The 18,857-nt window shown below is 72.0% G+C and carries 18 protein-coding genes, 2 tRNA genes, 1 other RNA gene and 1 pseudogene; 7 read left to right on the top strand and 15 right to left on the bottom strand.

Features of this window, described 5'->3' with window-relative positions; all coding sequences use genetic code 11:
* Window positions 1-2 precede the first annotated feature (2 nt).
* From ACWD68_RS27960 to ACWD68_RS27930, 7 genes are all read right to left on the bottom strand, one after another.
* Window positions 3-1,010, bottom strand: coding sequence for an RNA polymerase sigma factor SigF (locus ACWD68_RS27960; RefSeq protein ID WP_451809225.1), 1,008 nt, complete (start codon window positions 1,008-1,010; stop codon window positions 3-5).
* Window positions 1,011-1,220: 210 nt separating this feature from the next.
* Window positions 1,221-1,514, bottom strand: coding sequence for a Dabb family protein (locus tag ACWD68_RS27955; RefSeq protein ID WP_451809213.1), 294 nt, complete (start codon window positions 1,512-1,514; stop codon window positions 1,221-1,223).
* Window positions 1,515-1,663: 149 nt separating this feature from the next.
* Window positions 1,664-1,843: a hypothetical protein gene (locus ACWD68_RS27950; protein ID WP_451809212.1), complete on the bottom strand. Its 180-nt coding sequence runs from the start codon at window positions 1,841-1,843 to the stop codon at window positions 1,664-1,666.
* A 445-nt stretch (window positions 1,844-2,288) separates the two neighbouring features.
* Window positions 2,289-2,373, bottom strand: a tRNA-Ser gene (locus tag ACWD68_RS27945).
* Window positions 2,374-2,517: 144 nt separating this feature from the next.
* Window positions 2,518-2,949, bottom strand: a complete 432-nt coding sequence (tadA, locus tag ACWD68_RS27940) for a tRNA adenosine(34) deaminase TadA (protein ID WP_451809224.1) — start codon at window positions 2,947-2,949, stop codon at window positions 2,518-2,520.
* Window positions 2,950-3,146: 197 nt separating this feature from the next.
* On the bottom strand, window positions 3,147-3,689 hold the full coding sequence (locus ACWD68_RS27935) for a tRNA adenosine deaminase-associated protein (RefSeq protein ID WP_451809223.1): 543 nt from the start codon (window positions 3,687-3,689) through the stop codon (window positions 3,147-3,149).
* An 830-nt stretch (window positions 3,690-4,519) separates the two neighbouring features.
* Window positions 4,520-4,702: a hypothetical protein gene (locus tag ACWD68_RS27930; protein WP_451809211.1), complete on the bottom strand. Its 183-nt coding sequence runs from the start codon at window positions 4,700-4,702 to the stop codon at window positions 4,520-4,522.
* 138 nt (window positions 4,703-4,840) lie between these two features.
* Here ACWD68_RS27930 and upp point away from each other — a divergent pair, with 138 nt between their 5' ends.
* On the top strand, window positions 4,841-5,476 hold the full coding sequence (upp, locus tag ACWD68_RS27925; protein WP_261703858.1) for a uracil phosphoribosyltransferase: 636 nt from the start codon (window positions 4,841-4,843) through the stop codon (window positions 5,474-5,476).
* Between the two features lie 52 nt (window positions 5,477-5,528).
* Here upp and ACWD68_RS27920 read toward each other — a convergent pair whose 3' ends face one another.
* The gene (locus ACWD68_RS27920; protein WP_451809222.1) at window positions 5,529-6,167 is read right to left on the bottom strand and encodes a LytR C-terminal domain-containing protein; all 639 of its coding nucleotides are present in this window, start codon (window positions 6,165-6,167) and stop codon (window positions 5,529-5,531) included.
* A gap of 114 nt (window positions 6,168-6,281) precedes the next feature.
* The gene (locus ACWD68_RS27915; RefSeq protein ID WP_003999914.1) at window positions 6,282-6,578 is read right to left on the bottom strand and encodes a type II toxin-antitoxin system VapB family antitoxin; all 297 of its coding nucleotides are present in this window, start codon (window positions 6,576-6,578) and stop codon (window positions 6,282-6,284) included.
* Between the two features lie 105 nt (window positions 6,579-6,683).
* Here ACWD68_RS27915 and ACWD68_RS27910 point away from each other — a divergent pair, with 105 nt between their 5' ends.
* Complete coding sequence (locus ACWD68_RS27910) at window positions 6,684-8,339, top strand: helicase HerA-like domain-containing protein (RefSeq protein WP_451809210.1); 1,656 nt, start codon at window positions 6,684-6,686, stop codon at window positions 8,337-8,339.
* Between the two features lie 102 nt (window positions 8,340-8,441).
* Here the strand turns inward: ACWD68_RS27910 and ACWD68_RS27905 are convergent, their stop codons facing one another.
* From ACWD68_RS27905 to ACWD68_RS27895, 3 genes are all read right to left on the bottom strand, one after another.
* Window positions 8,442-8,603, bottom strand: a complete 162-nt coding sequence (locus tag ACWD68_RS27905; protein WP_451809209.1) for a hypothetical protein — start codon at window positions 8,601-8,603, stop codon at window positions 8,442-8,444.
* Between the two features lie 111 nt (window positions 8,604-8,714).
* Window positions 8,715-9,071, bottom strand: coding sequence for a hypothetical protein (locus ACWD68_RS27900; protein ID WP_451809208.1), 357 nt, complete (start codon window positions 9,069-9,071; stop codon window positions 8,715-8,717).
* Between the two features lie 427 nt (window positions 9,072-9,498).
* Window positions 9,499-10,080 carry an HhH-GPD-type base excision DNA repair protein gene (locus tag ACWD68_RS27895; protein ID WP_451809207.1) on the bottom strand — a complete coding sequence of 194 codons (582 nt, stop codon included), beginning with the start codon at window positions 10,078-10,080 and terminating at the stop codon, window positions 9,499-9,501.
* A 132-nt stretch (window positions 10,081-10,212) separates the two neighbouring features.
* On the opposite strand from ACWD68_RS27895, the gene ACWD68_RS27890 reads away from it, so the two are divergent.
* Genes ACWD68_RS27890 through ACWD68_RS27880 form a run of 3 tightly spaced genes read left to right on the top strand, consistent with a single transcriptional unit; the run spans window position 10,213 to window position 14,881 of the window.
* The gene (locus ACWD68_RS27890) at window positions 10,213-12,282 is read left to right on the top strand and encodes a penicillin acylase family protein (RefSeq protein ID WP_451809206.1); all 2,070 of its coding nucleotides are present in this window, start codon (window positions 10,213-10,215) and stop codon (window positions 12,280-12,282) included.
* Window positions 12,272-12,904: a GNAT family N-acetyltransferase gene (locus tag ACWD68_RS27885; RefSeq protein ID WP_451809205.1), complete on the top strand. Its 633-nt coding sequence runs from the start codon at window positions 12,272-12,274 to the stop codon at window positions 12,902-12,904. Before ACWD68_RS27890 ends, ACWD68_RS27885 begins: the two co-directional genes overlap by 11 nt.
* A gap of 42 nt (window positions 12,905-12,946) precedes the next feature.
* Window positions 12,947-14,881 carry a copper resistance protein CopC gene (locus ACWD68_RS27880; RefSeq protein ID WP_451809204.1) on the top strand — a complete coding sequence of 645 codons (1,935 nt, stop codon included), beginning with the start codon at window positions 12,947-12,949 and terminating at the stop codon, window positions 14,879-14,881.
* A gap of 202 nt (window positions 14,882-15,083) precedes the next feature.
* On the opposite strand, the gene ACWD68_RS27875 is transcribed toward ACWD68_RS27880, so the two are convergent.
* The 3 genes and pseudogenes from ACWD68_RS27875 to ACWD68_RS27865 all read right to left on the bottom strand — a co-directional run bounded on the left by ACWD68_RS27875 (window position 15,084) and on the right by ACWD68_RS27865 (window position 16,026).
* On the bottom strand, window positions 15,084-15,287 hold the full coding sequence (locus ACWD68_RS27875) for a hypothetical protein (RefSeq protein ID WP_451809227.1): 204 nt from the start codon (window positions 15,285-15,287) through the stop codon (window positions 15,084-15,086).
* A gap of 70 nt (window positions 15,288-15,357) precedes the next feature.
* A pseudogene (locus ACWD68_RS27870) lies at window positions 15,358-15,585 on the bottom strand (TNT domain-containing protein); the annotation flags it as partial.
* A 353-nt stretch (window positions 15,586-15,938) separates the two neighbouring features.
* Window positions 15,939-16,026 (bottom strand) — tRNA-Ser (locus tag ACWD68_RS27865).
* Window positions 16,027-16,097: 71 nt separating this feature from the next.
* On the opposite strand from ACWD68_RS27865, the gene ffs reads away from it, so the two are divergent.
* An RNA gene (ffs, locus tag ACWD68_RS27860) (signal recognition particle sRNA small type) lies at window positions 16,098-16,196 on the top strand.
* A 106-nt stretch (window positions 16,197-16,302) separates the two neighbouring features.
* Window positions 16,303-18,642 (top strand): DNA polymerase III subunit gamma and tau, encoded by a 2,340-nt coding sequence (locus tag ACWD68_RS27855; protein WP_451809203.1) that lies wholly within the window; start codon window positions 16,303-16,305, stop codon window positions 18,640-18,642.
* The last annotated feature ends 215 nt before the right edge of the window (window positions 18,643-18,857 follow it).

The raw sequence follows: 18,857 nt of genomic DNA, 5'->3' as shown, positions 1-18,857 counted from the left end.
GGTTACGCCTCGATCCTGTTTGCGGATCGAAGACGCGCGAAGCTGCGGGCGAGGAGCCTTGACACGTGCATCTGGGACACTCCCAGCTCGGCGCTGATCTGTGACTGAGTGAGGTTGCTGTAGTAGCGCAGCAGCAGGATCCGCTGCTCCCGTTCGGGCAACTGTACGAGCAGATGCCGTACGAGGTCGCGGTGTTCGACTCCGTCGAGTGCGGGGTCCTCGTAGCCGAGCCGGTCGAGCAGTCCCGGCAGTCCGTCGCCCTCCTGGGCCGCTTCGAGGGAGGTCGCGTGGTACGACCGCCCCGCCTCGATGCAGGAGAGCACCTCCTCCTCGGTGATGCGCAGCCGTTCGGCGATCTCCGCGGTGGTGGGCGAGCGCCCGAAGGCGGTCGTCAGGTCCTCGGTCGCGCTGTTCACCTGCACCCACAGCTCGTGCAGCCGGCGCGGTACGTGGACCGTGCGAACGTTGTCACGGAAGTACCGCTTGATCTCGCCGACGACCGTCGGCATCGCGAAGGTGGGGAACTGCACGCCGCGGTCCGGGTCGAAGCGGTCGATCGCGTTGATCAGGCCGATGGTGCCGACCTGGACCACGTCCTCCATCGGCTCGTTGCGGGAGCGGAAGCGGGCCGCCGCGTACCGGACGAGCGGGAGGTTCGCCTCGATGAGGGCGCCGCGGACCCTGTTGTGCGCGTGGGTGCCCGGCTCCAGCGTCTTGAGTTCGCCGAAGAGCACCTGGGTGAGGGCCCGGGTGTCGGCGCCGCGACGCCGCTCGTGCGTGACCTCCTGGATCGGCGCGGGACCGGGCGCGGGGTCCGACGCGGGGCCGGGTTCCGGGCTGGGTGAGGGGCCGGGGCTGGTCGAGGCACTCGTCGAGGCGCTCGGTGCGGCGTTCGGTGCCGTGGTCTGTGCCGGAGGCGTGGCCGGGGCCGGGGCGGGCGTGAGGGCCGGTGCCTGGGCCGTGGCCGGGGCTTCCTCCTGGGGCGGCGCAGTACTGGCCGACACGGTCAACGCCACCTCTTCATTCGTCAACGATCCGTCAACGTATCCGTCAACTCATCCGTCAAAAGCGGTCATAGCATCACAAGACATGTGCACTGTGTGCAAGCACCGCATAACGCCGTGTTGGAGCCGAGTTGAAGGCGAGTCGGGCCGTAGGGCGGCAAAAACCCCTGACCGGTTGCGTTCAGGGGCTCCGGAAGAGCGTGCGATCAAGAATCGTCAGAACGGGTAGTCGGCGATCACCCAAGTGGCGAACTCCCGCCAGAGCGCGACGCCGGCCTGGTGCGCCGGGTGCTCCAGGTAGCGCTTGAGGGCGTCGGTGTCCTCGACGGCGGAGTTGATCGCGAAGTCGTACGCGATGGGCCGGTCGGTGATGTTCCAGTCGCACTCCCAGAACCGCAGCTCCGGGATCTGCCCGCCGAGCGCGCGGAAGGCGGCGACGCCCTCGACGACGCGGGGCTCGTCGCGCCCGACACCGTCGTTGAGCTTGAAGAGGACCAGATGGCGGATCAAGGGCACTCCCTGGTGGTGCGGTTCTCTACTCGGTCGCGCCCTTGCCCGGCACGCCCGCTCGCTGAGGGGCACGCGGAATCCCTGCCGCGCGGGCCCGTCCGCGGGCTCCGCCGTGCGGGGCCCAGCCTTGCGGGTGTCGGCGCCGGGCGTCAGTTCTGGGCTCCGTCGGCGATCCAGCTCATGAAGTCGCCGACGGCCTGAGCGGCGCTCGATATGCCCTCGAAGCCTATCTGGACGTAATCGGCGGCCTTGGCCGGATCCGTGATGATCACGTAGAGCACGAAGACCACGAGTACATAGATGGCGATCTTCTTCGAATTCACCGCCATCGCGGCCTCCCCTGTGACTGCTGCGCCCGGTGGGCCCCCTGTGCCGGCGGTGAGTGTAACCTTCACGCCCTCTTTAAGGACCAACGGCCCACTGGTCGAGGCCTTTTGCCGGGCCGGAGCGGCGCTCCGGCGGCGCAGGATGGCAGGGAGCCCCGGCGGAATCGGCAGGAGTCCACGGGGCCTGGAGGGACCTCACTGCGGGGTCCTCGCCGCAGACTTCCCCCCGAGACGGCGGCGTGGACTTGACGGTCCTTCCCGTCGGGGGGAGCGGCCGTCCCCCGATGGCGCCGCTTCCCCCGTCCTCCGCGGGAGCGGAGAACCCTTGCGGGTGCGGAAGGCTCCGGCGACCGAGCGGCGCCGGGGCTCTTCCGTGCCCGGAGCCGTACGAAGCCCCCGCCCCCGGAACGCACGAAGGGCCCCGTCTCTCGACGAGGCCCTTCAGAAGCGGTAGCGGAGGGATTTGAACCCTCGGTGACTTGCGCCACACTCGCTTTCGAGGCGAGCTCCTTCGGCCGCTCGGACACGCTACCGAGGGAGACCTTACCCCAAGGTGGGCCATGGTCTGAAATCCGTTTCGGCGGCTCCGGACGTTCCGTGCGGGGCGTGCGCCGGACAGTCGGCAGGTACTCGGCAGGTACCCGGCAGGAGTTCAGCAGGAGCCGGCCGGTGCTCGGTCAGCGGTCGCGGAAGAAGTCGGTGAGCAGTGCGGCGGACTCCTCGGCGAGGACGCCCTCGATCACCTCGGGCCGGTGGTTGAGCCGCCGGTCGCGGACGACGTCCCAGACGGAGCCGGTCGCACCCGCCTTCTCGTCGCGGGCGCCGTACACCACCCGCTCGACACGGGACTGCACGAGCGCGCCCGCGCACATCGTGCAGGGCTCCAGGGTGACGACGAGCGTGCAGCCGGACAGCCGCCACTCACCGAGCCGCTCGGCGGCCCTGCGCAGCGCGAGGACCTCGGCGTGCGCCGTCGGGTCGCCGGTGGCCTCGCGTTCGTTGTGCCCGGCGGCGAGCACGGTCGTACCGTCCGGGGCCAGCACGACGGCACCGACGGGAACGTCCCCGCCCCGAACGGCCAGCCGTGCCTCGTCCAGAGCGAGCCGCATCGGTGCCCGCCATGGATCACGTACGGGATCGGGCGGCCGAGGTACCTGGTGGGGGGTGCTCACCCGGGGAACCTAGCGGAATCCCGCCGGAGCCGACGGCAGGCACCTGCCCCCGGCCTAACGGGCCCGCCCCGCCCCGCACCGTGGCGTACTCGGCCTCCTGCCCCGGGCAGGAGGCCTGGCCCACCTTGCGGGGCCTAGCGCACGGTCTCCAGGACCTCTGCCGCTCCCAGCGCGTCGGCGATCGTGCTGAGCGCGTCGCCTTCGTCCAGGGCCAGCAGTTCCCTCTCGCTCACTCCGAGGTCCGCGAGGATGTAGCGGTCCCCGACGGGGCTGTGAGACACGGCATCGCCGGACACGCTCCCCTGCGCCTCCTCGTCGTCGTCCGCGGAGTCCTCGGGTTCACCGTCCTCCGTACCGTCCAGGTCGAGGGAGTCCAGGTCGGCGTCGTCGTCGCCCGGTTCCCGTCCTAGTAGTTCGTCCGTGAGCAGGATCTCGCCGTACGAACTGCGGGCAGCCGCGGCGGCGTCCGAGACGTAGATACGCGGATCCTCCTCGCCGTCCACGCGGACGACGCCGAACCACGCGTCCTCCTGCTCGATGAGCACGAGCACCGTGTCCTCGTCCGAGACTTCACGGGCCAGGTCGGTCAGATCCGACAGGGTTTCCACATCGTCGAGCTCTGTATCGCTCGCTTGCCACCCGTCTTCGGTGCGCGCGAGCAGTGCGGCGAAGTACACCGTGACTCTCCCACTGGTCATAGGCGTGCCGGTTGGGGTTCCCCCCGGCGGAGGCTGTGGGCGGGGAGTGCTGCTCCGAGCCCCGCCCACTCGGAATCGTGGCAGAAACAGAGCGTTCAGGGGACGTCTTCGGCCTGCTGTGTCTGCTCCTTTGATCGCTAACAGCGGATCGTACGCGGATGGCCGCGCCGCGTACGCACCTCTCGGCCCGACACGGCCACCGCACCGCCCCTCGTGGGACGGGCGCGGCCCGCTTCCACGGCGGCCGGGCGGCCGGTTTCCCACGGGCGAGCCGCCGACCGCGGTCTGGGCGCGTCATCCCCGCACGGCGGGCGTGCCATCGAGTGGCGTGCGGGCGCGTCACTAGTTCACGGCGGGTGTGCCCCCGGTCGTGGTGCGGGCGTGTCACTCACCTACGGCGCGCGGTGTCGCCGGCTTCCTCGTCGGCGTGGCGGCCACGGCGACGCGGGCGCGTCGGCGCGGCGACTTTCACGGGCGGCGGCGTGGCGGCCGCGGTGCACGTGGGACGCCGACTCGGCGTTGGCGTTTCACCTGCTCACCGGGCGTTCCACCACCTCGGCGCGGGTGTGGCCGTGGGCGTGTCACTGGGTTCGGCTGGAGCGTGCCGCGGGTTCGCTTCCGGCGTGTCACTGGGTTCGGCTGGAGCGTGCCGCCGGGTTCGGCTCGGGCGTGCCGGCGGGTTCGGCGTGGGCGTGGCGACGGCCGCGCGTTGACGGTCGCTGTGCTGACGTCGACCGACGTCGGTCACGGTGTCCCACGGCCGGCGATGGGCGCGGTGTGTCGGGTCGGTGGCCGTGACGGGCGGCGGATTACCAGCGGAAGGTGCGCATACGCATGGCGTGGCGCAGCCGGGCGGTCTTGGCGCGACGGGGCTGGACCCGGTCGCGCAGCTCGCGTGCCTCGGCCAGGTCGCGCAGGAACTGGGCCCGTCGCCTCCTGCGTTCGGCGTCACTCTCCGGCCGCTCGGAGGACTCCTCTTCCGGGTTCCGCATTGGCACACCACCCCAGGTCCGTCCCTCCCACCTTCCCTCTGATGAGCGGTTTGATGCCAGCGGACGGGTGATGCCGGGGGACGGGCCTTGACGGGCGGGACGGTGGCGGGCGGCGGGAGCCCGGCTACTGTTGTGGACATGCGTCTCCACGTCGTCGACCACCCCTTGGTCGCCCATAAGCTCACCACCCTGCGCGACCGCCGCACCGACTCCGCGACCTTCCGGCGCCTCGCCGACGAGCTGGTCACCCTGCTCGCCTACGAGGCCACCCGCGACGTCCGCACGGAGCAGGTCGACATCGTGACCCCGGTCTCCCCGACCACGGGCGTCAAGCTCTCCTACCCGCGCCCGCTCGTCGTGCCGATCCTGCGCGCGGGCCTCGGCATGCTCGACGGCATGGTCCGGCTGCTGCCGACCGCCGAGGTGGGCTTCCTGGGCATGGTGCGCGACGAGGAGACGCTTCAGGCCTCCACGTACGCCACCCGTATGCCGGACGACCTCTCCGGTCGCCAGGTGTACGTCCTGGATCCGATGCTGGCCACCGGCGGCACGCTCGTCGCCGCGATCCAGGAGCTGATCAAGCGTGGCGCCGACGACGTCACCGCCGTGGTCCTCCTCGCCGCCCCGGAGGGTGTCGAGCTCATGGAGCGCGATCTGGCGGGCACGCCGGTCACCGTCGTCACGGCCTCGGTCGACGAGCGCCTGAACGAGCACGGCTACATCGTGCCGGGTCTCGGCGACGCCGGAGACCGCATGTACGGGGCCGCCGAGTAACTCCGCGGCGACACCGGAGCCGCTCCGCCGCGATGGCGGAGCAGCCCCGGAATCAGCAGCTCTTCTTCGAGGTGGAGGGCGCGGGCTTGGGCTGAGCCAGGACGGTCAGCGCCTTGTCGGCGTCCTCCTTCTTCGTCAGCGCCTTGAAACCGGTGCCGATGATGAGGTCGACCGTCGTGGCCTGCGCGCGGCCGTCGGTCTTCAGCTCGGCGCCGGAGAGCTGGGTGTTGAGGACGGGGAGCGCGGCCTGGTCGGCGCCCTTGGCGCCGAGCAGTATCCCGGCGCCCGCGACCTTCTTGTCGTACGAGGCCGTCGCGTTGCCCACGTCGCCGATCTTGAAGCCGCGTTTCTTCAGCTCGTCCGCCGTCTCCTTGGCGAGCCCGCCGCGGGGCGTCGCGTTGAGGACGTTCACGGTGATCTGACCGGGCCTGGGCAGGGCGGCCGCGAGCTTGGCGGACGCCGCGGAGGCCTTCGCCGAGGGCGTGACCTTCGAGCCGCAGTCGGCCTTGGCGCCCGCGGCCGTGGCCGTGTCACCACCGCCGGTGAAGACGTCGATGAGCTGCAGGGTCCCCCACCCGATCAGCCCGAGTGCGGTGACGGAGGCGACGACCAGGAACGCGAGCCTGCGACGTCCACGGGGTCGGCGCATCCGCGGGTACTTGTCCCCCGTGATCCGGTACTGGCCACCCATGCCAGGGGGAGTAAGCATGCTCATGGGCGCAGCGTAGTGCGCCGAGACCTCGATGCCTACTAAATGATCATTGCTCGGCGTTCAGTTCAACCCTTTGGGGTCAAGCCGTGGCCATTAGTCCAGTTCAAGGACGCGTGCGTGCAGCACCTGGCGCTGCTGGAGCGCGGCGCGGACGGCGCGGTGCAGGCCGTCCTCCAGGTACAGATCGCCCTGCCACTTGACGACGTGCGCGAAGAGGTCGCCGTAGAAAGTGGAGTCCTCGGCGAGGAGGGTCTCCAGGTCCAGCTGGCCCTTGGTCGTCACGAGCTGATCGAGGCGGACCGGGCGCGGCGCGACGTCCGCCCACTGCCGGGTGCTTTCCCGGCCGTGGTCGGGGTACGGCCGGCCGTTTCCGATGCGCTTGAAGATCACACGGAAAGCCTACCGGTCAAGACCTTCCGGGCGCAGCCATGGCGACGGAGTGCGACGCTGGAAAAGATGCCGTAAATCATCGCAAATCGGGAACAGGGGTCTGAGATGAGTGACAGCGAGACCATGCCCTCGGCTGCCGCTGGGACCGCTTCCGAAGAGGCGGTCCGTGGCTCCGCGCTCCCGCAGGAGGCCCTGAAGATCGCCTCCGGCTACGCCTTCGCGGGTCCCGGCCTCGATCTGGGCGCGCTGCTCTGGGACGGGACGTGCCTGCCCGACGCGCAGATCCGCGTCCCGTTGCCGATGCTCAACCGGCACGGCCTGGTGGCGGGAGCCACCGGCACCGGCAAGACCAAGACACTGCAGCTGATCGCCGAGCAGCTGTCGGCACAGGGCGTGCCGGTCTTCCTCGCCGACGTCAAGGGCGATGTCTCCGGGATCTCGGTGCCGGGCGAGCCCGGGACGAAGGTCCAGGAGCGGGCCCGGGAGGTCGACCAGGAGTGGACGCCCGGCGGCTGTCCGGCGGAGTTCTACGCGCTCGGCGGCCTGGGCCACGGCATTCCCGTACGGGCCACGGTCACCAGCTTCGGACCGGTGCTGCTGTCCAAGGTGCTCCAGCTCAACCGGACCCAGGAGCAGTCGCTCGGCCTGATCTTCCACTACGCCGACCAGAAGGGCCTGGAACTGGTCGACCTCAAGGACCTGCGCGCGGTCGTCGCCTTTCTGACCTCGGACGAGGGCAAGCAGGAACTGAAGGGGATCGGCGGGCTGTCCACCGCCACGGCGGGCGTCATCCTGCGTTCCCTCACGGCGTTCGAGGCGCAGGGCATGAGCCCCTTCTTCGGGGAACCGGAGTTCGACACGAGCGAGCTGACGCGTACGGCGTCGGACGGCCGGGGCGTGGTGTCGGTCCTCGAACTGCCCGCCGTGCAGGACAAACCGCAGCTCTTCTCGACGTTCCTGATGTGGCTGCTCGCCGACCTTTTCCACGACCTCCCGGAGGTCGGCGACGCCGACAAGCCGAAGCTCGTCTTCTTCTTCGACGAGGCCCATCTGCTCTTCAACGACGCGTCGAAGGCCTTCCTCGACTCGATCACGCAGACCGTCCGGCTCATTCGCTCGAAAGGAGTCGGCGTCTTCTTCGTGACGCAGACGCCGAAGGACGTCCCCGGAGATGTCCTCGCCCAGCTCGGCAACCGGGTCCAGCACGCGTTGCGCGCCTTCACGCCGGACGACCAGAAGGCGCTGAAGGCCACGGTGAAGACGTTCCCCGATTCCCCGTACGACCTCGAAGAGGTCCTCACCGGCCTGGGTACCGGCGAGGCCGTCGTCACCGTGCTGAGCGAGAAGGGCGCTCCGACGCCGGTCGCGGCGACCCGGCTGCGGGCGCCGCAGTCCCTGATGGGGCCGGTGGAAGCGGGCGCGCTCGACCAGGCGGTGCGGGCCTCGCCGTTGTACGGGCGGTACGCCCAGGCCGTGGACCGTGAGTCGGCGTACGAGAAGTTGACGGCGGCGCAGGCCGGGGGTGGGGCGGACTCCGGTTCACGGCCGACGCCGTCCTCTCCCGCCTCGCCGTCACCGGGTGGGCGGGGTGCGCCGGAAGCCGCGCGCTCCGGGGGCCGGAGCCGGCCGAAGGAGGACGCCTCCGTCGTCGAGCAGGTCGTCGGCAGCGGGCTGTTCAAGTCCCTGGCCCGGTCGGTGGGGACGCAGATCGGGCGGGAGATCACTCGGTCGATCTTCGGGACGGCGCGGAAGCGGCGCTAGTAGGGAGGGGGTTCGTTCAGGAGGGGGTTCAGCCGGACGGCGGCCGCCCCGGGTGGGGCGGCCGCCCTCCGGCGTCCGCTGTCCGCTGTCTGCTCCAGGTCGTCAGACGCGCGGGTCCTCCGGGGTTGTGCCCGGCCGCTGTTCGTCCGGGCCGGTGCGGGGGACGGGGCGCCGTTCGGGGCGAGGGCCGGACTTGGGGGAGTTGTCGCGTGCGGCTTCTGCGCGCAGGAGGGCGCGCAGCACTGCGTACGGATCGCTGGGCATGGGTGTGTCCTGTCCTTGTGTTCGGCGTTCGCTGGTGAGTGACCGGTGACCGGTGACCGGTGGCCGGTGGCTCGTGGGCCGGTGGCCGGTTCGGCGGAGAAGCCGGGTCTGTCAGCAGCGCAGGACCACGCAGCGGAGCGTGTGCAGGGCGGGGGTGATGGGCGCGGGCATGGCCACGGCGGACGCCGGTGCCGGTACGAGGTCGGGCCGATGCGCCGGGATTCCAGTGGCGGGACGCTGCGCGGCGAGTGCGCGGTGCCCCTGTCGGGGTGGTGGGCGCAGGGCCGTGTCGAGTACGTCGTGCTCCGCGGCGCCCTCGGTGGTGCCGGTGACCGCGGTGGCGGCCGTTGCGGTGAACGCCTCCGGGTGTGAGCCCGTCGCGAGCAGCGCGACGACGAGCACCACGAGGATCCGGAGCCACGGGCTGCCCGTCGGACGGGGGTGCGGGTGGCGCGGAGCGGTGCTCATGAGCGTGATGTCCCCACCGGAGGCGGGTGACCCACCGTGCCGGAGGGGAGATACGCCCTGTTGGCGTACGGCTGGGGCGCGCGTGCGGGGTCCGGTTCCCGGGTGTGGGTGCGGGTGCGGGTGCGGGTGCGCGTGCGGGTCCGGTGGGTGGGTCGGGGCCGTGCCGGTACATCCCAGTCCGTCGCCGCTGGATCAGACGTGGGCTATCTGTGCGAACTGCTGCTCGATCCGAAAGTAAGCGACGGACATGCGGGATGTACCGGCACGGCCCCTCCCGCGCAAGATCCAGCCCCTCCGGCGTTTGAGGAGCGGGGTCTGGGGCGGAGCCCCAGGGGTGGGATGGGTAGGGGCGGAGGGGGCGAAAAGAAGGTTGGGGGCCGGCACCCGTGCCGGGGAGGGTGGGAACGCCGGTTCCCCGGGCCCCGGGTTACTTGCCGGAGGCCTTCGCGGCCTTCATCTCCTGTTTGTGGGCGCGGACCTTGGCGAGGGACTCGGGGCCGGTGATGTCGGCGACCGAGCGGAAGGACTGGGGCTCGCCGTAGGGGCCCGCCGCTTCCCGCCAGCCCTTGGGGCGGACGCCGAGCTGTTTGCCGAGGAGGGCCAGGAAGATCTGGGCCTTCTGGGGACCGAAGCCGGGGAGTTCCTTGAGGCGCCGCAGGAGTTCGTCGCCGGTCCCGGCGTCCTTCCAGACGGCGGTGGCGTCTCCGTCGTAGTGCTCGACGAGGTACTGGCACAGCTGATGGATGCGCTTGCCCATGGAACCGGGATAGCGGTGCACGGCCGGCTTGGCCGAGAGCAGCGCGGCGAACTTCTCCGGGTCGTACGAGGCGATCTCGTTCGCGTCGAGATCGTCCGCCCCCATGCGCTGAGCGATCGTGTACGGCCCCGCGAAGGCCCACTCCATCGGCACCTGCTGGTCCAGCAGCATGCCGACCAGGGCCGCGAGCGGGCTGCGGCCGAGCAGTTCGTCGGCCTCGGGCTGCTGGGCGAGGTGAAGAGTGACGTCCATGGATCGATGATCCCGCGTGCGGGGGCGGGACGCTCGGTCGTGCCGCCCGGGTTCGGCGGGCCGGCGACCCGCACGTACGATCTCAGGGGAGTGAGTTAGGTTAGCCTAACCTGATATGAGTGGGGATGGACCGTGACCGCCGAGATCTACCGTGACACCTGGGGCATCCCGCACCTGCGCGCCGGCAGCGCGAACGAACTCGCCCGCGCCCAGGGCCGGATCACCGCGGTGGACCGGGCCTGGCAGCTGGAGGTCGAACGGCACCGCTTCCAGGGCACCTCGGCCGCGTTCCTCGGCGCGGAGGCCGTCGGCTGGGACCGGTTCGCCCGTCAGGCCCGGCTCGACGACACCGCGCGACGCTGCTTCGAGACCCTGGCGGAACGGGACCCCGAGACCGCCGCGTGGATCGTCTCGTACGTCGACGGGGTCAACGACGGACTGGCCGAAGGGGCCGGTCGCGCGCCCGGGTTCGCGGCGAGCGGGCTCGCTCCGGGGCGCTGGGAGCCCTGGACCCCGCTGGGGGTCTGGCTCGGTACGCACATCCTCTTCGCCGGGTTCCCCGCCAAGTTGTGGCGCGAGGAGGTCGTACGGCGGCTGGGCGCGGACGCGGTCGGGCTGTTCGCCATGGACGGACCGGGCACGGCCGGGAGCAACGGATGGCTCGTGAGCGGCCAACGCACCACCACCGGGCAGGCGTTGATCGCCGGCGACCCGCACCGCTTCATCGAGGACCCCGGCGTCTACCAGCAGATCCGTCTCTCCTGCCCGGAGTTCGACGTCGTCGGCATCGCCGTCCCCGGCGTCCCGGGCATCGCGCACTTCGCCCACGCCGGAACGGTCGCCTGGGCGATCACCAACGCGATGGCCGACTACCAGGACCTCTACCGGGAGCGGCTGCGCCTCGTGGACGCCGGGGACGGGGAAGCCGTCGAGGCCCTCGATCCCGACGGTGTGTGGCGGGCCGCGGCGCGGCACGTGGAGCGGGTGGAGGTGGCCGGCGGTGAATCCGTCGAGGTCGAGGTGATCGAGACGGCACGCGGTCCCGTGGTGATCGGGGGCGTCGGCGCCGAGGAGACCATCAGCCTCCGCTATCCGCCCCGCGTGACGGGTGACCTCGGATTCGGCGCGCTCCTCCCGCTGCTGCGGGCCCGCCGGGTCGCCGACGTGGACCGGGCGTTCGACGCCTGGGCGGAGCCGGTGAACGTCGTGCAGGCCGCCGACACCGAGGGCGGGCTGCTGCACCGCGTCGCGGGCCGGGTCCCGGTCCGCGGCACGGCCAACCGCACTCGGGTGGTGCCCGCCTGGGAGGCCGGGCACGAGTGGACCGGCTGGCACGAGATGCCGTACGGCCCGGTCGAGGACGGCGTCGCCGTGATGGCGAACCAGCGCGGTCCCGCGGCCCCGCTCGGCGTCGAGTTCTCCCCGCCTCACCGAGCCGCCCGCATCCGGCAGTTGCTCGACGCGGGCCACAAGTGGTCGGCGGGGGACATGCCGGCCATCCACATGGACACCCATCTCGCCTCCGCCGCCGCCCTGTTGGACCGGCTGGCCGCACTGGAACTGTCCGGTCCCGCGGCCGAGCTCAGGGACCGGCTCCTGCGCTGGAACCGGCACATGGACGCCGACAGCGGCACGGCGGCGGTGTTCGCGGAGGTGCGGGGCGCGGTCGTACGACGGCTCGCGGCCCACCCGGCCCTCGCCGTCCTGGCCGAGCCGCCCGCCCACCCGGCCGTCTTCCTGCCCTGGCTCGCGCTCGTCCCGCGCGTCGCCTTCGCCCTCGAGAACCTGCTGACGGAACGGGAGTTGTACGGCATCGACCGCGACGAGGCGGTGCGCGCGGCCGTCGAGGAGGTGGCCGCCCGGCCCGCGTCGCGCACCTGGGGCGACACCCATCGTCTCGCCCCCTGGCGGGCGCTCACCGACACCGCGTACGACGAACCGGCCGTGTCCGGCGACAACGACTGTGTCCTGAGCACGTCGTCGGTGCCCGGACTGACCGACCTGAGCGCCCGCGGACCCGCGGCCCGGTACGTCTGGGACCTCGCCGACCGGGACAACAGCCTCTGGGTGGTGCCGTTCGGCGCCGACGGCGTTCCCGGCGCGGCCCACCACCGGGACCAACTCCCCCTGTGGCTCGGGGGAGATCTCGTCCCGGTGACCACCGACTGGAACGCGCTGACCAAGGAGAGCCATGACGACTGAGACGTACGCCGACGCCCGCGAGGCCGTCCACGAGCAGCCGGTCGACGGTTTCGGCACGGTCCGGGTGCTGCCCGTGGACCCGCACGCCGACCTCGACGTCCTGCACGGCTGGGTCACCGAGGAGCGCGCCGCGTACTGGGGCATGACCGGGTTCACGCGGCAACAGGTACTGGAGACCTACCTCCACCTCGACTCGCTCGACACCCACCACGCCTTCCTCGCGGTCAAGGACGGCGTGCCCGCCGCGCTCTTCCAGACGTACGAGCCCGAGGCGGACCGGGTCAGCGAGTGCTACGAGGTCCGGCCCGGCGACATCGGCGTCCACCTGCTGATCGGACCCCCGGCCCCCGGGGGCGGCGAGCGGCCGGGCTGGTCGTCGACACTGCTGGCCGCGTTCCTGGCGTACGCGCTGACGGGCCTCGACCGGCGGCGGGCCGTGGTCGAACCCGACGCCCGCAACGCCAAGGCCATCGCCCGCCTGACCCGGCAGGGCTTCGTCCCGGCCGGGGACATCGTGCTCCCCGAGATCGACCTGCCCGAGGTCCATCTGCCCGAGAAGCCCGCCCTGCTCGCCTTCCTCACGCGGGAGGCCTTCGAGAAGGGTTCGACGGCGCCGAGGTGAGCCGGACGCGGCCCCCGTCCGTACGTAACCGAGACTCTGCACATGCGGATACGGAGACGGCGTGTGAACGGAAGTAGGCAGCGAGACCGGCGGCGGCGCGGCGCCCGTGCCCTGGCCCTGCTGGGCGGTGTGCTGGTGCTGGTGCTCTTCGGCGGCGTGGGCGGCGCGTCCGCCCACGCCGCGCTCACGAGCACCGACCCGCAGGACGGCACTGTGCTGAGGTCGGCGCCCCGCGAGGTGACCCTGACCTTCAGTGAGTCCATCGGACTGCTCGACGACTCCTTCCGCGTGCTCACTCCGGAGAACCGGCGCGTCCACACCGGCGAACCGAGCCACGCGGACGGCCGCTCCGACACCGCCCGCGTCACCCTCCCGCGCGGCCTCGGCACCGGCACGTTCACCGTGGCCTGGCGGGTCGTCTCGGCGGACAGCCACCCCGTCTCCGGCGCCTTCACCTTCTCCATCGGCAAACCCTCCGCGACTCCCCCGCCCCTGCCGTCCACCGGTGGCAATCCCGCCTCCACCGCCCTCTACGACATCGCCCGGTACGCCGCGTACAGCGGTCTCGCGCTGCTCATCGGCGCGGCGACCTTCGTCCTGGCCTGCGGCTTCCCGGGCTCCCTGCGGCGTCTGCTGGTGACCGGCTGGTGGACCCTCCTCGGTTCCACCCTCGCGCTGCTCCTGCTGCGCGGTCCCTACGAGCGCGGGACCGGCCCGGGAGAGGTCTTCGATCCGGCGATCCTGCGCGACACCCTGACGAGCCGGCCCGGGATCGTGCTGGTGGCACGGCTGGCGCTGCTCGCCGCCGCGGCCTTCCTGCCCCTGCGGGCGCCGGCAGGGGACCGGGAGGCCCGCCGCGGTGTCCTCGTCCTCGGCGGACTGTTCTCCCTGGGCCTCGCGGTCACCTGGGCCGCCTCCGAGCACGCCTCCGCCGGGATCCAGGTGCCCGTGGCGATGGTCTCCTCCGTGCTGCACCTGCTCGCCATGGCGGTGTGGCTCGGCGGCCTGACCGCCCTGCTGACGGCTCTCTACCGCCCGTCCGAGGCGATCTCCCCGGCCGTCGTCACCCGCTTCTCCCGGCTAGCCCTCACCTCCGTCGCCGTTCTCGCGGCCACCGGCGTCTACCAGTCCTGGCGCGGCCTCGGCTCCTGGGACGCGCTGACCTCGACGTCGTACGGCAGGCTCCTGGCCGTCAAACTCGGCGCGGTGGCGCTGCTGCTGGTGGGCGCCGCGTACTCGCGACGGTGGACGGCCCGACTGGCGGTGACGGAGGTCTCGGAAACCTCGGTCGCCGTTCCGGCCGAGCGCGTGGCGGTCGCGGTGACGGCCGGGGCACCGGTGGACAAGGACACCGGCGCCGCGGCCACGGCCGTCGGGGACACGGACACGGCCGTCGGCTCGGGCGGCGGGCAGGAAGGCGCGGCCGAGCAGGCGCAGGACGGTGGGGCGGACGGCCGACAGGATGTACGGGGAGACGGGCCGGCGGGTGCCGCGTATCACCGGGGCCTGCGCCGGTCGGTGCTCGCCGAGGTCGCCGTCGGCATCCTGGTGCTGGTCATCACGACGATGCTGACCGGGACCCAGCCGGGCCGCGCGGCCACGGAGACCGCCGCCGCCGTTGCGGCCGCGGACCGGCCGACCTCGTCGACGACCGTCGTGCCCTTCGACGTCGGCACCCCCGGCGGGCACGGCAAGGTCCAGATCGAGCTGTCGCCGGGCCGGGTGGGCGAGAACTCCGTGCAGGCCGTGATCATCGGTCCCGACGGCGGCCTCGCGACCGTCCCCGAACTGCGCCTCACCTTCACCCTGGAATCACAGAAGGTCGGCCCGATCGACGCGGAGATCACCGACAAGGGTGGCTACTGGACCTCCGACGGCCTCACCCTTCCGCTGCCGGGCACCTGGACCATGAAGGTCACGGTCCGCACCACCGACATCGACCAGATCACCGTCTCCAAGAACGTGAAGATCGACTGAGGTGAGTGAGGAGGATCCGACGCCGCCGGGCTCCACCCCGCGGCGTCGGACAGCGTCCAAGGGCCCCACCACGACCGGTGGGGCCCTTGGACGTCCTGCCGACCGTCCGTACGACACGACCCTTCAGGGGCGGTCGTCGGCGTTCGCACGTCGGCTCGGACGGGGTGCGCAGGCGGTCGACCCCGGACGGCCGCCCGGGGTTCTACGGTGTTCCGTCCGCGGGAGGCCGCCGTGCGGCTTTCAGCGCCCGGTCCGGTTGCTCGCGGGCCCTGCGCTGGATCGCTTCGCTGTCGTGCAGCAGCCGCTCGGTCTCCTCGGGGGTGAGCGGAACGGGCTGGGGCCCTTCCTCCGTCAGCAGGCTGTAGAGGTGGCGGCAGGCCGCGTCCTCGTCCGGGAACGCTTCCACCGCCGACGAGAGCGTTGACGGAGCCGTCCACGACCCCCGCCCTGGGCCAGAACGTCGGGGAGGTCACGTACTGCACGCCCTGGCCCGGCTGTTCGAACGCCGCGGCCTGGGGCCCGGCGCACAGGACGGTGTCCTTCACCACCCGGTGCAGGTGGTAGTTGTACGGATACCCGGGATCCGAGGTGTTGAGGTTGGACGGCGGCAGCGCCCGCTGTGCGAACTTCGCTCCCGCCGGCGCCAGGTACCGGCCGAACTCGTCGCCGAAACGGTCCACCAGGTCGCCCGGGTGGAGCGTCACCGGGCCCGCGATGACCTGCCCGGTGTTGTTGTGCTCGAAGCCCTGGTCCGGCGGGTACCGCCAGTCTCCCCGGCCGAAGTCGGCCGTCGGGTTCCACCACTTGTTCAGGAACTCCACGGGAGTGAGCTGGCCGAACCGCTGGTAGCCGCTCAGGATGCCGCCGAGAACGCCGGTCTTCGGCAGGTGCGCCGGGCCGAACCGCCAGTCGCCGTACACGGACGGTGAGTGCGTCGCGTACGCGTACGCTCAGCGGCGCGCGATGCCCGGCCGCTCGAGCTCGGGCCGGAACGCGAAAAAGGTCCTGACCAGTCGTAACCGGTCAGAACCTTCTTCGTATTGCCCGGTGAGAGCAATGGCGGAGGATACGAGATTCGAACTCGTGAGGGGTTGCCCCCAACACGCTTTCCAAGCGTGCGCCCTAGGCCACTAGGCGAATCCTCCGGGGCAAACAATACAAGACGTTGAGGAGTGCTCGCGAACTCGTTCCCGCCCCAGGGATCCTGTACTCTTTGCGGAGCCCCTCACGTGGCGCTATCTGACTGAACTCCCCCAGGGCCGGAAGGCAGCAAGGGTAGGTTGGCTCTGGCGGGTGCGTGGGGGGCGCTTGCGTTTCCGGAAGAACCGCCGGCCCGATCGGGCCCGGATGCCGCCGGGGTCGTGCCCGGGATGCGCTCAGGGCGGTCCTTGTTGTCAGTGGGCGCCTATAACCTCGTAAGCGTGTCGTCTCTCGCGCTGTACCGCCGCTATCGCCCGGAGTCGTTCGCCGAGGTCATCGGGCAGGAGCATGTCACCGACCCGTTGCAGCAGGCGCTGCGGAACAACCGGGTCAATCACGCGTACCTGTTCAGCGGTCCGCGCGGGTGCGGCAAGACCACGAGCGCACGCATCCTGGCCCGCTGTCTGAACTGCGAACAGGGGCCCACGCCGACCCCGTGCGGAGAGTGCCAGTCCTGTCAGGACCTCGCCCGCAACGGTCGGGGTTCCATCGACGTCATCGAGATCGACGCGGCTTCGCACGGTGGTGTGGACGACGCCCGTGACCTGCGGGAAAAGGCCTTCTTCGGGCCCGCGAGCAGCCGGTACAAGATCTACATCATCGACGAGGCCCACATGGTCACGTCGGCCGGATTCAACGCGCTGCTGAAGGTCGTCGAGGAACCCCCGGAGCACCTCAAGTTCATCTTCGCCACGACCGAACCCGAGAAGGTCATCGGGACGATCCGGTCGCGGACCCACCACTACCCGTTCCGGCTGGTGCCGCCCGGGACCCTGCGCGAGTACCTGGGAGAGGTCTGCGGGCAGGAGGGGATTCCCGTAGAGGACGGCGTGCTCCCCCTGGTCGTACGGTCCGGTGCGGGGTCCGTGCGTGACTCCATGTCCGTGATGGACCAGTTGCTCGCGGGCGCGGCCGACGCCGGTGTGACGTACGCCATGGCGACCTCGCTGCTCGGGTACACGGACGGCTCGCTGCTGGACGCCGTCGTCGAGGCGTTCGCGGCCGGGGACGGCGCCGCCGCCTTCGAAGTCGTGGACACCGTCATCGAAAACGGTAACGACCCGCGGCGGTTCGTCGCCGACCTGCTGGAGCGGTTGCGGGACCTGGTGATTCTGGCGGCCGTCCCGGACGCGGCGGAGAAGGGGCTCATCGACGCTCCGGTCGACGTCGTGGAGCGCATGCAGGCCCAGGCCGGGGTCTTCGGCGCCGCCGAGCTGAGCCGCGCCGCCGACCTCGTCAACGACGGGCTGACGGAGATGCGGGGAGCCACCTCGCCGCGCCTCCAGCTCGAACTCATCTGCGCGCGCGTCCTGCTGCCCGCCGCCTACGGGGACGAGCGGTCCGTCATGGCCCGGCTCGACCGCATCGAGCGCGGAGTGAACTTCTCCGGCGGCGGAGCGGCGCCCGCCATGGGCTACGTGCCCGGACCCGAGGCGCACGGCGCGGTGCAGGTCCCGCAGGCCGGACCGCCGGTTCCTCCCGGAGGCGGCCCCGCGGCGGCCCGTGCGGCGGCCCGCGGAGCGGGGCACGAGGGAGCCGGCGCGAGTGCCGGAGCCGTGCCGGGAGCGGCACCCGGGACATCCGCCCCCGTCGCACCGGCGGCACCCGTCGCCCCCGTGGCACCCGCGGCATCCGCGCCCGCTCCGGCCCCGGCGGGTGCGCCCGCACACGCTCCCGTGGCGCCCGAGCAGCCCGCGGCCCCGGCCGGTGCTCCTACGGGGGCCGCGCCCGGTGCCTGGCCCACCGCGACGGCCGCCGGCAGCGGCCGGCGCCCCGGCGGCTGGCCCACGGCGACACCAGCGGGCGGCGGGCAGGCGCCGGCGCAGTCCGCTCCGGCCCCCGCCGCCGCCCCTGCTCCGCCCGCCGCCCCTCCGGGAGCGCCCCAGGCTCCGGCCGCCCCGGCCGGGCCACCGGCCGCGGGTGGCCTCGACCCCCGCACGCTGTGGCCGAACATCCTGGAGGCGGTGAAGAACCGCCGCCGGTTCACCTGGATCCTGCTCAGCCAGAACGCGCAGGTGACGGCGTTCGACGGCACGACCCTGCAGATCGGCTTCGTGAACGCCGGTGCGCGGGACAACTTCGCGAGCAGCGGCAGCGAGGACGTGCTGCGGCAGGCGCTCGCGGAGCAGTTCAATGTGCAGTGGAAGGTCGAGGCGATCGTGGACGCCTCGGGCGGTTCGGCACCGCCGGCCGCTCCGGCCGGCTCCGGGTTCGGCGGCGGAGGCGGTTACGGCGGGGGCGGCGGCGGTTACGGAGGCGGTGGTGCCGGTGGTTACGGCGGGTCTCCGGCCGGTCAGCGTCCCGCGCCCCAGCAGTCTTCGGCTCCGGCCTCGCAGCCCCCGGCCCAGCAGTCCGGCCCGTCCGCGGGCCACACCCAGGGTCGGGGCATGTCCGCGACCGCGTCGACCCAGCCCCCGGCACACGAACCGCCGCCGGTCGCCCCCGAGGACGACACCCCCGAGGACGACGACCCCGACCTGGACGAGTCCGCCCTCTCGGGCCACGACCTGATCGTCCGCGAGCTGGGGGCGACGGTGATGGAGGAGTTCTCCAACGAGTGAGAGAGCGGGCCCGGGACGCCGGTTCCCGACACCCCTGAGCCCCGGGAAGCACCCCGGGTGACGGGTCCCACCGCTTGGCCGGGCCTGTGCGGCGGTGCGGCGGTCCTCGGACCGCGGCTCCCGGAGTCCCGGGAGCCGCATCGAGCGAGACGCCCTTCGCCGGTCCGGGACCTGCCTTCGCCGGTCCGGGACCCGCTCTCGAGACCGGCTCCGCT

The sequence above is a fragment of the Streptomyces sp. NPDC005141 genome, assembly GCF_053599975.1.
Note: the sequence above shows the minus strand (reverse complement) of the source record. Positions and strands in the feature narration are given on the sequence as shown.

What these genes read in the sequence shown, in the direction of transcription:
- ACWD68_RS27950 (WP_451809212.1), bottom strand. Translation starts at nt 1,843, where the DNA reads ATGGCGGTGAATTCGAAGAAGATCGCCATCTATGTACTCGTGGTCTTC.
- tadA (WP_451809224.1), bottom strand. Translation starts at nt 2,949, where the DNA reads ATGCGGCTCGCTCTGGACGAGGCACGGCTGGCCGTTCGGGGCGGGGAC.
- ACWD68_RS27930 (WP_451809211.1), bottom strand. Translation starts at nt 4,702, where the DNA reads ATGCGGAACCCGGAAGAGGAGTCCTCCGAGCGGCCGGAGAGTGACGCC.
- upp (WP_261703858.1), top strand. Translation starts at nt 4,841, where the DNA reads ATGCGTCTCCACGTCGTCGACCACCCCTTGGTCGCCCATAAGCTCACC.
- ACWD68_RS27920 (WP_451809222.1), bottom strand. Translation starts at nt 6,167, where the DNA reads ATGGGTGGCCAGTACCGGATCACGGGGGACAAGTACCCGCGGATGCGC.
- ACWD68_RS27910 (WP_451809210.1), top strand. Translation starts at nt 6,684, where the DNA reads ATGAGTGACAGCGAGACCATGCCCTCGGCTGCCGCTGGGACCGCTTCC.
- ACWD68_RS27905 (WP_451809209.1), bottom strand. Translation starts at nt 8,603, where the DNA reads ATGCCCAGCGATCCGTACGCAGTGCTGCGCGCCCTCCTGCGCGCAGAA.
- ACWD68_RS27900 (WP_451809208.1), bottom strand. Translation starts at nt 9,071, where the DNA reads ATGAGCACCGCTCCGCGCCACCCGCACCCCCGTCCGACGGGCAGCCCG.
- ACWD68_RS27895 (WP_451809207.1), bottom strand. Translation starts at nt 10,080, where the DNA reads ATGGACGTCACTCTTCACCTCGCCCAGCAGCCCGAGGCCGACGAACTG.
- ACWD68_RS27885 (WP_451809205.1), top strand. Translation starts at nt 12,272, where the DNA reads ATGACGACTGAGACGTACGCCGACGCCCGCGAGGCCGTCCACGAGCAG.
- ACWD68_RS27880 (WP_451809204.1), top strand. Translation starts at nt 12,947, where the DNA reads ATGCGGATACGGAGACGGCGTGTGAACGGAAGTAGGCAGCGAGACCGG.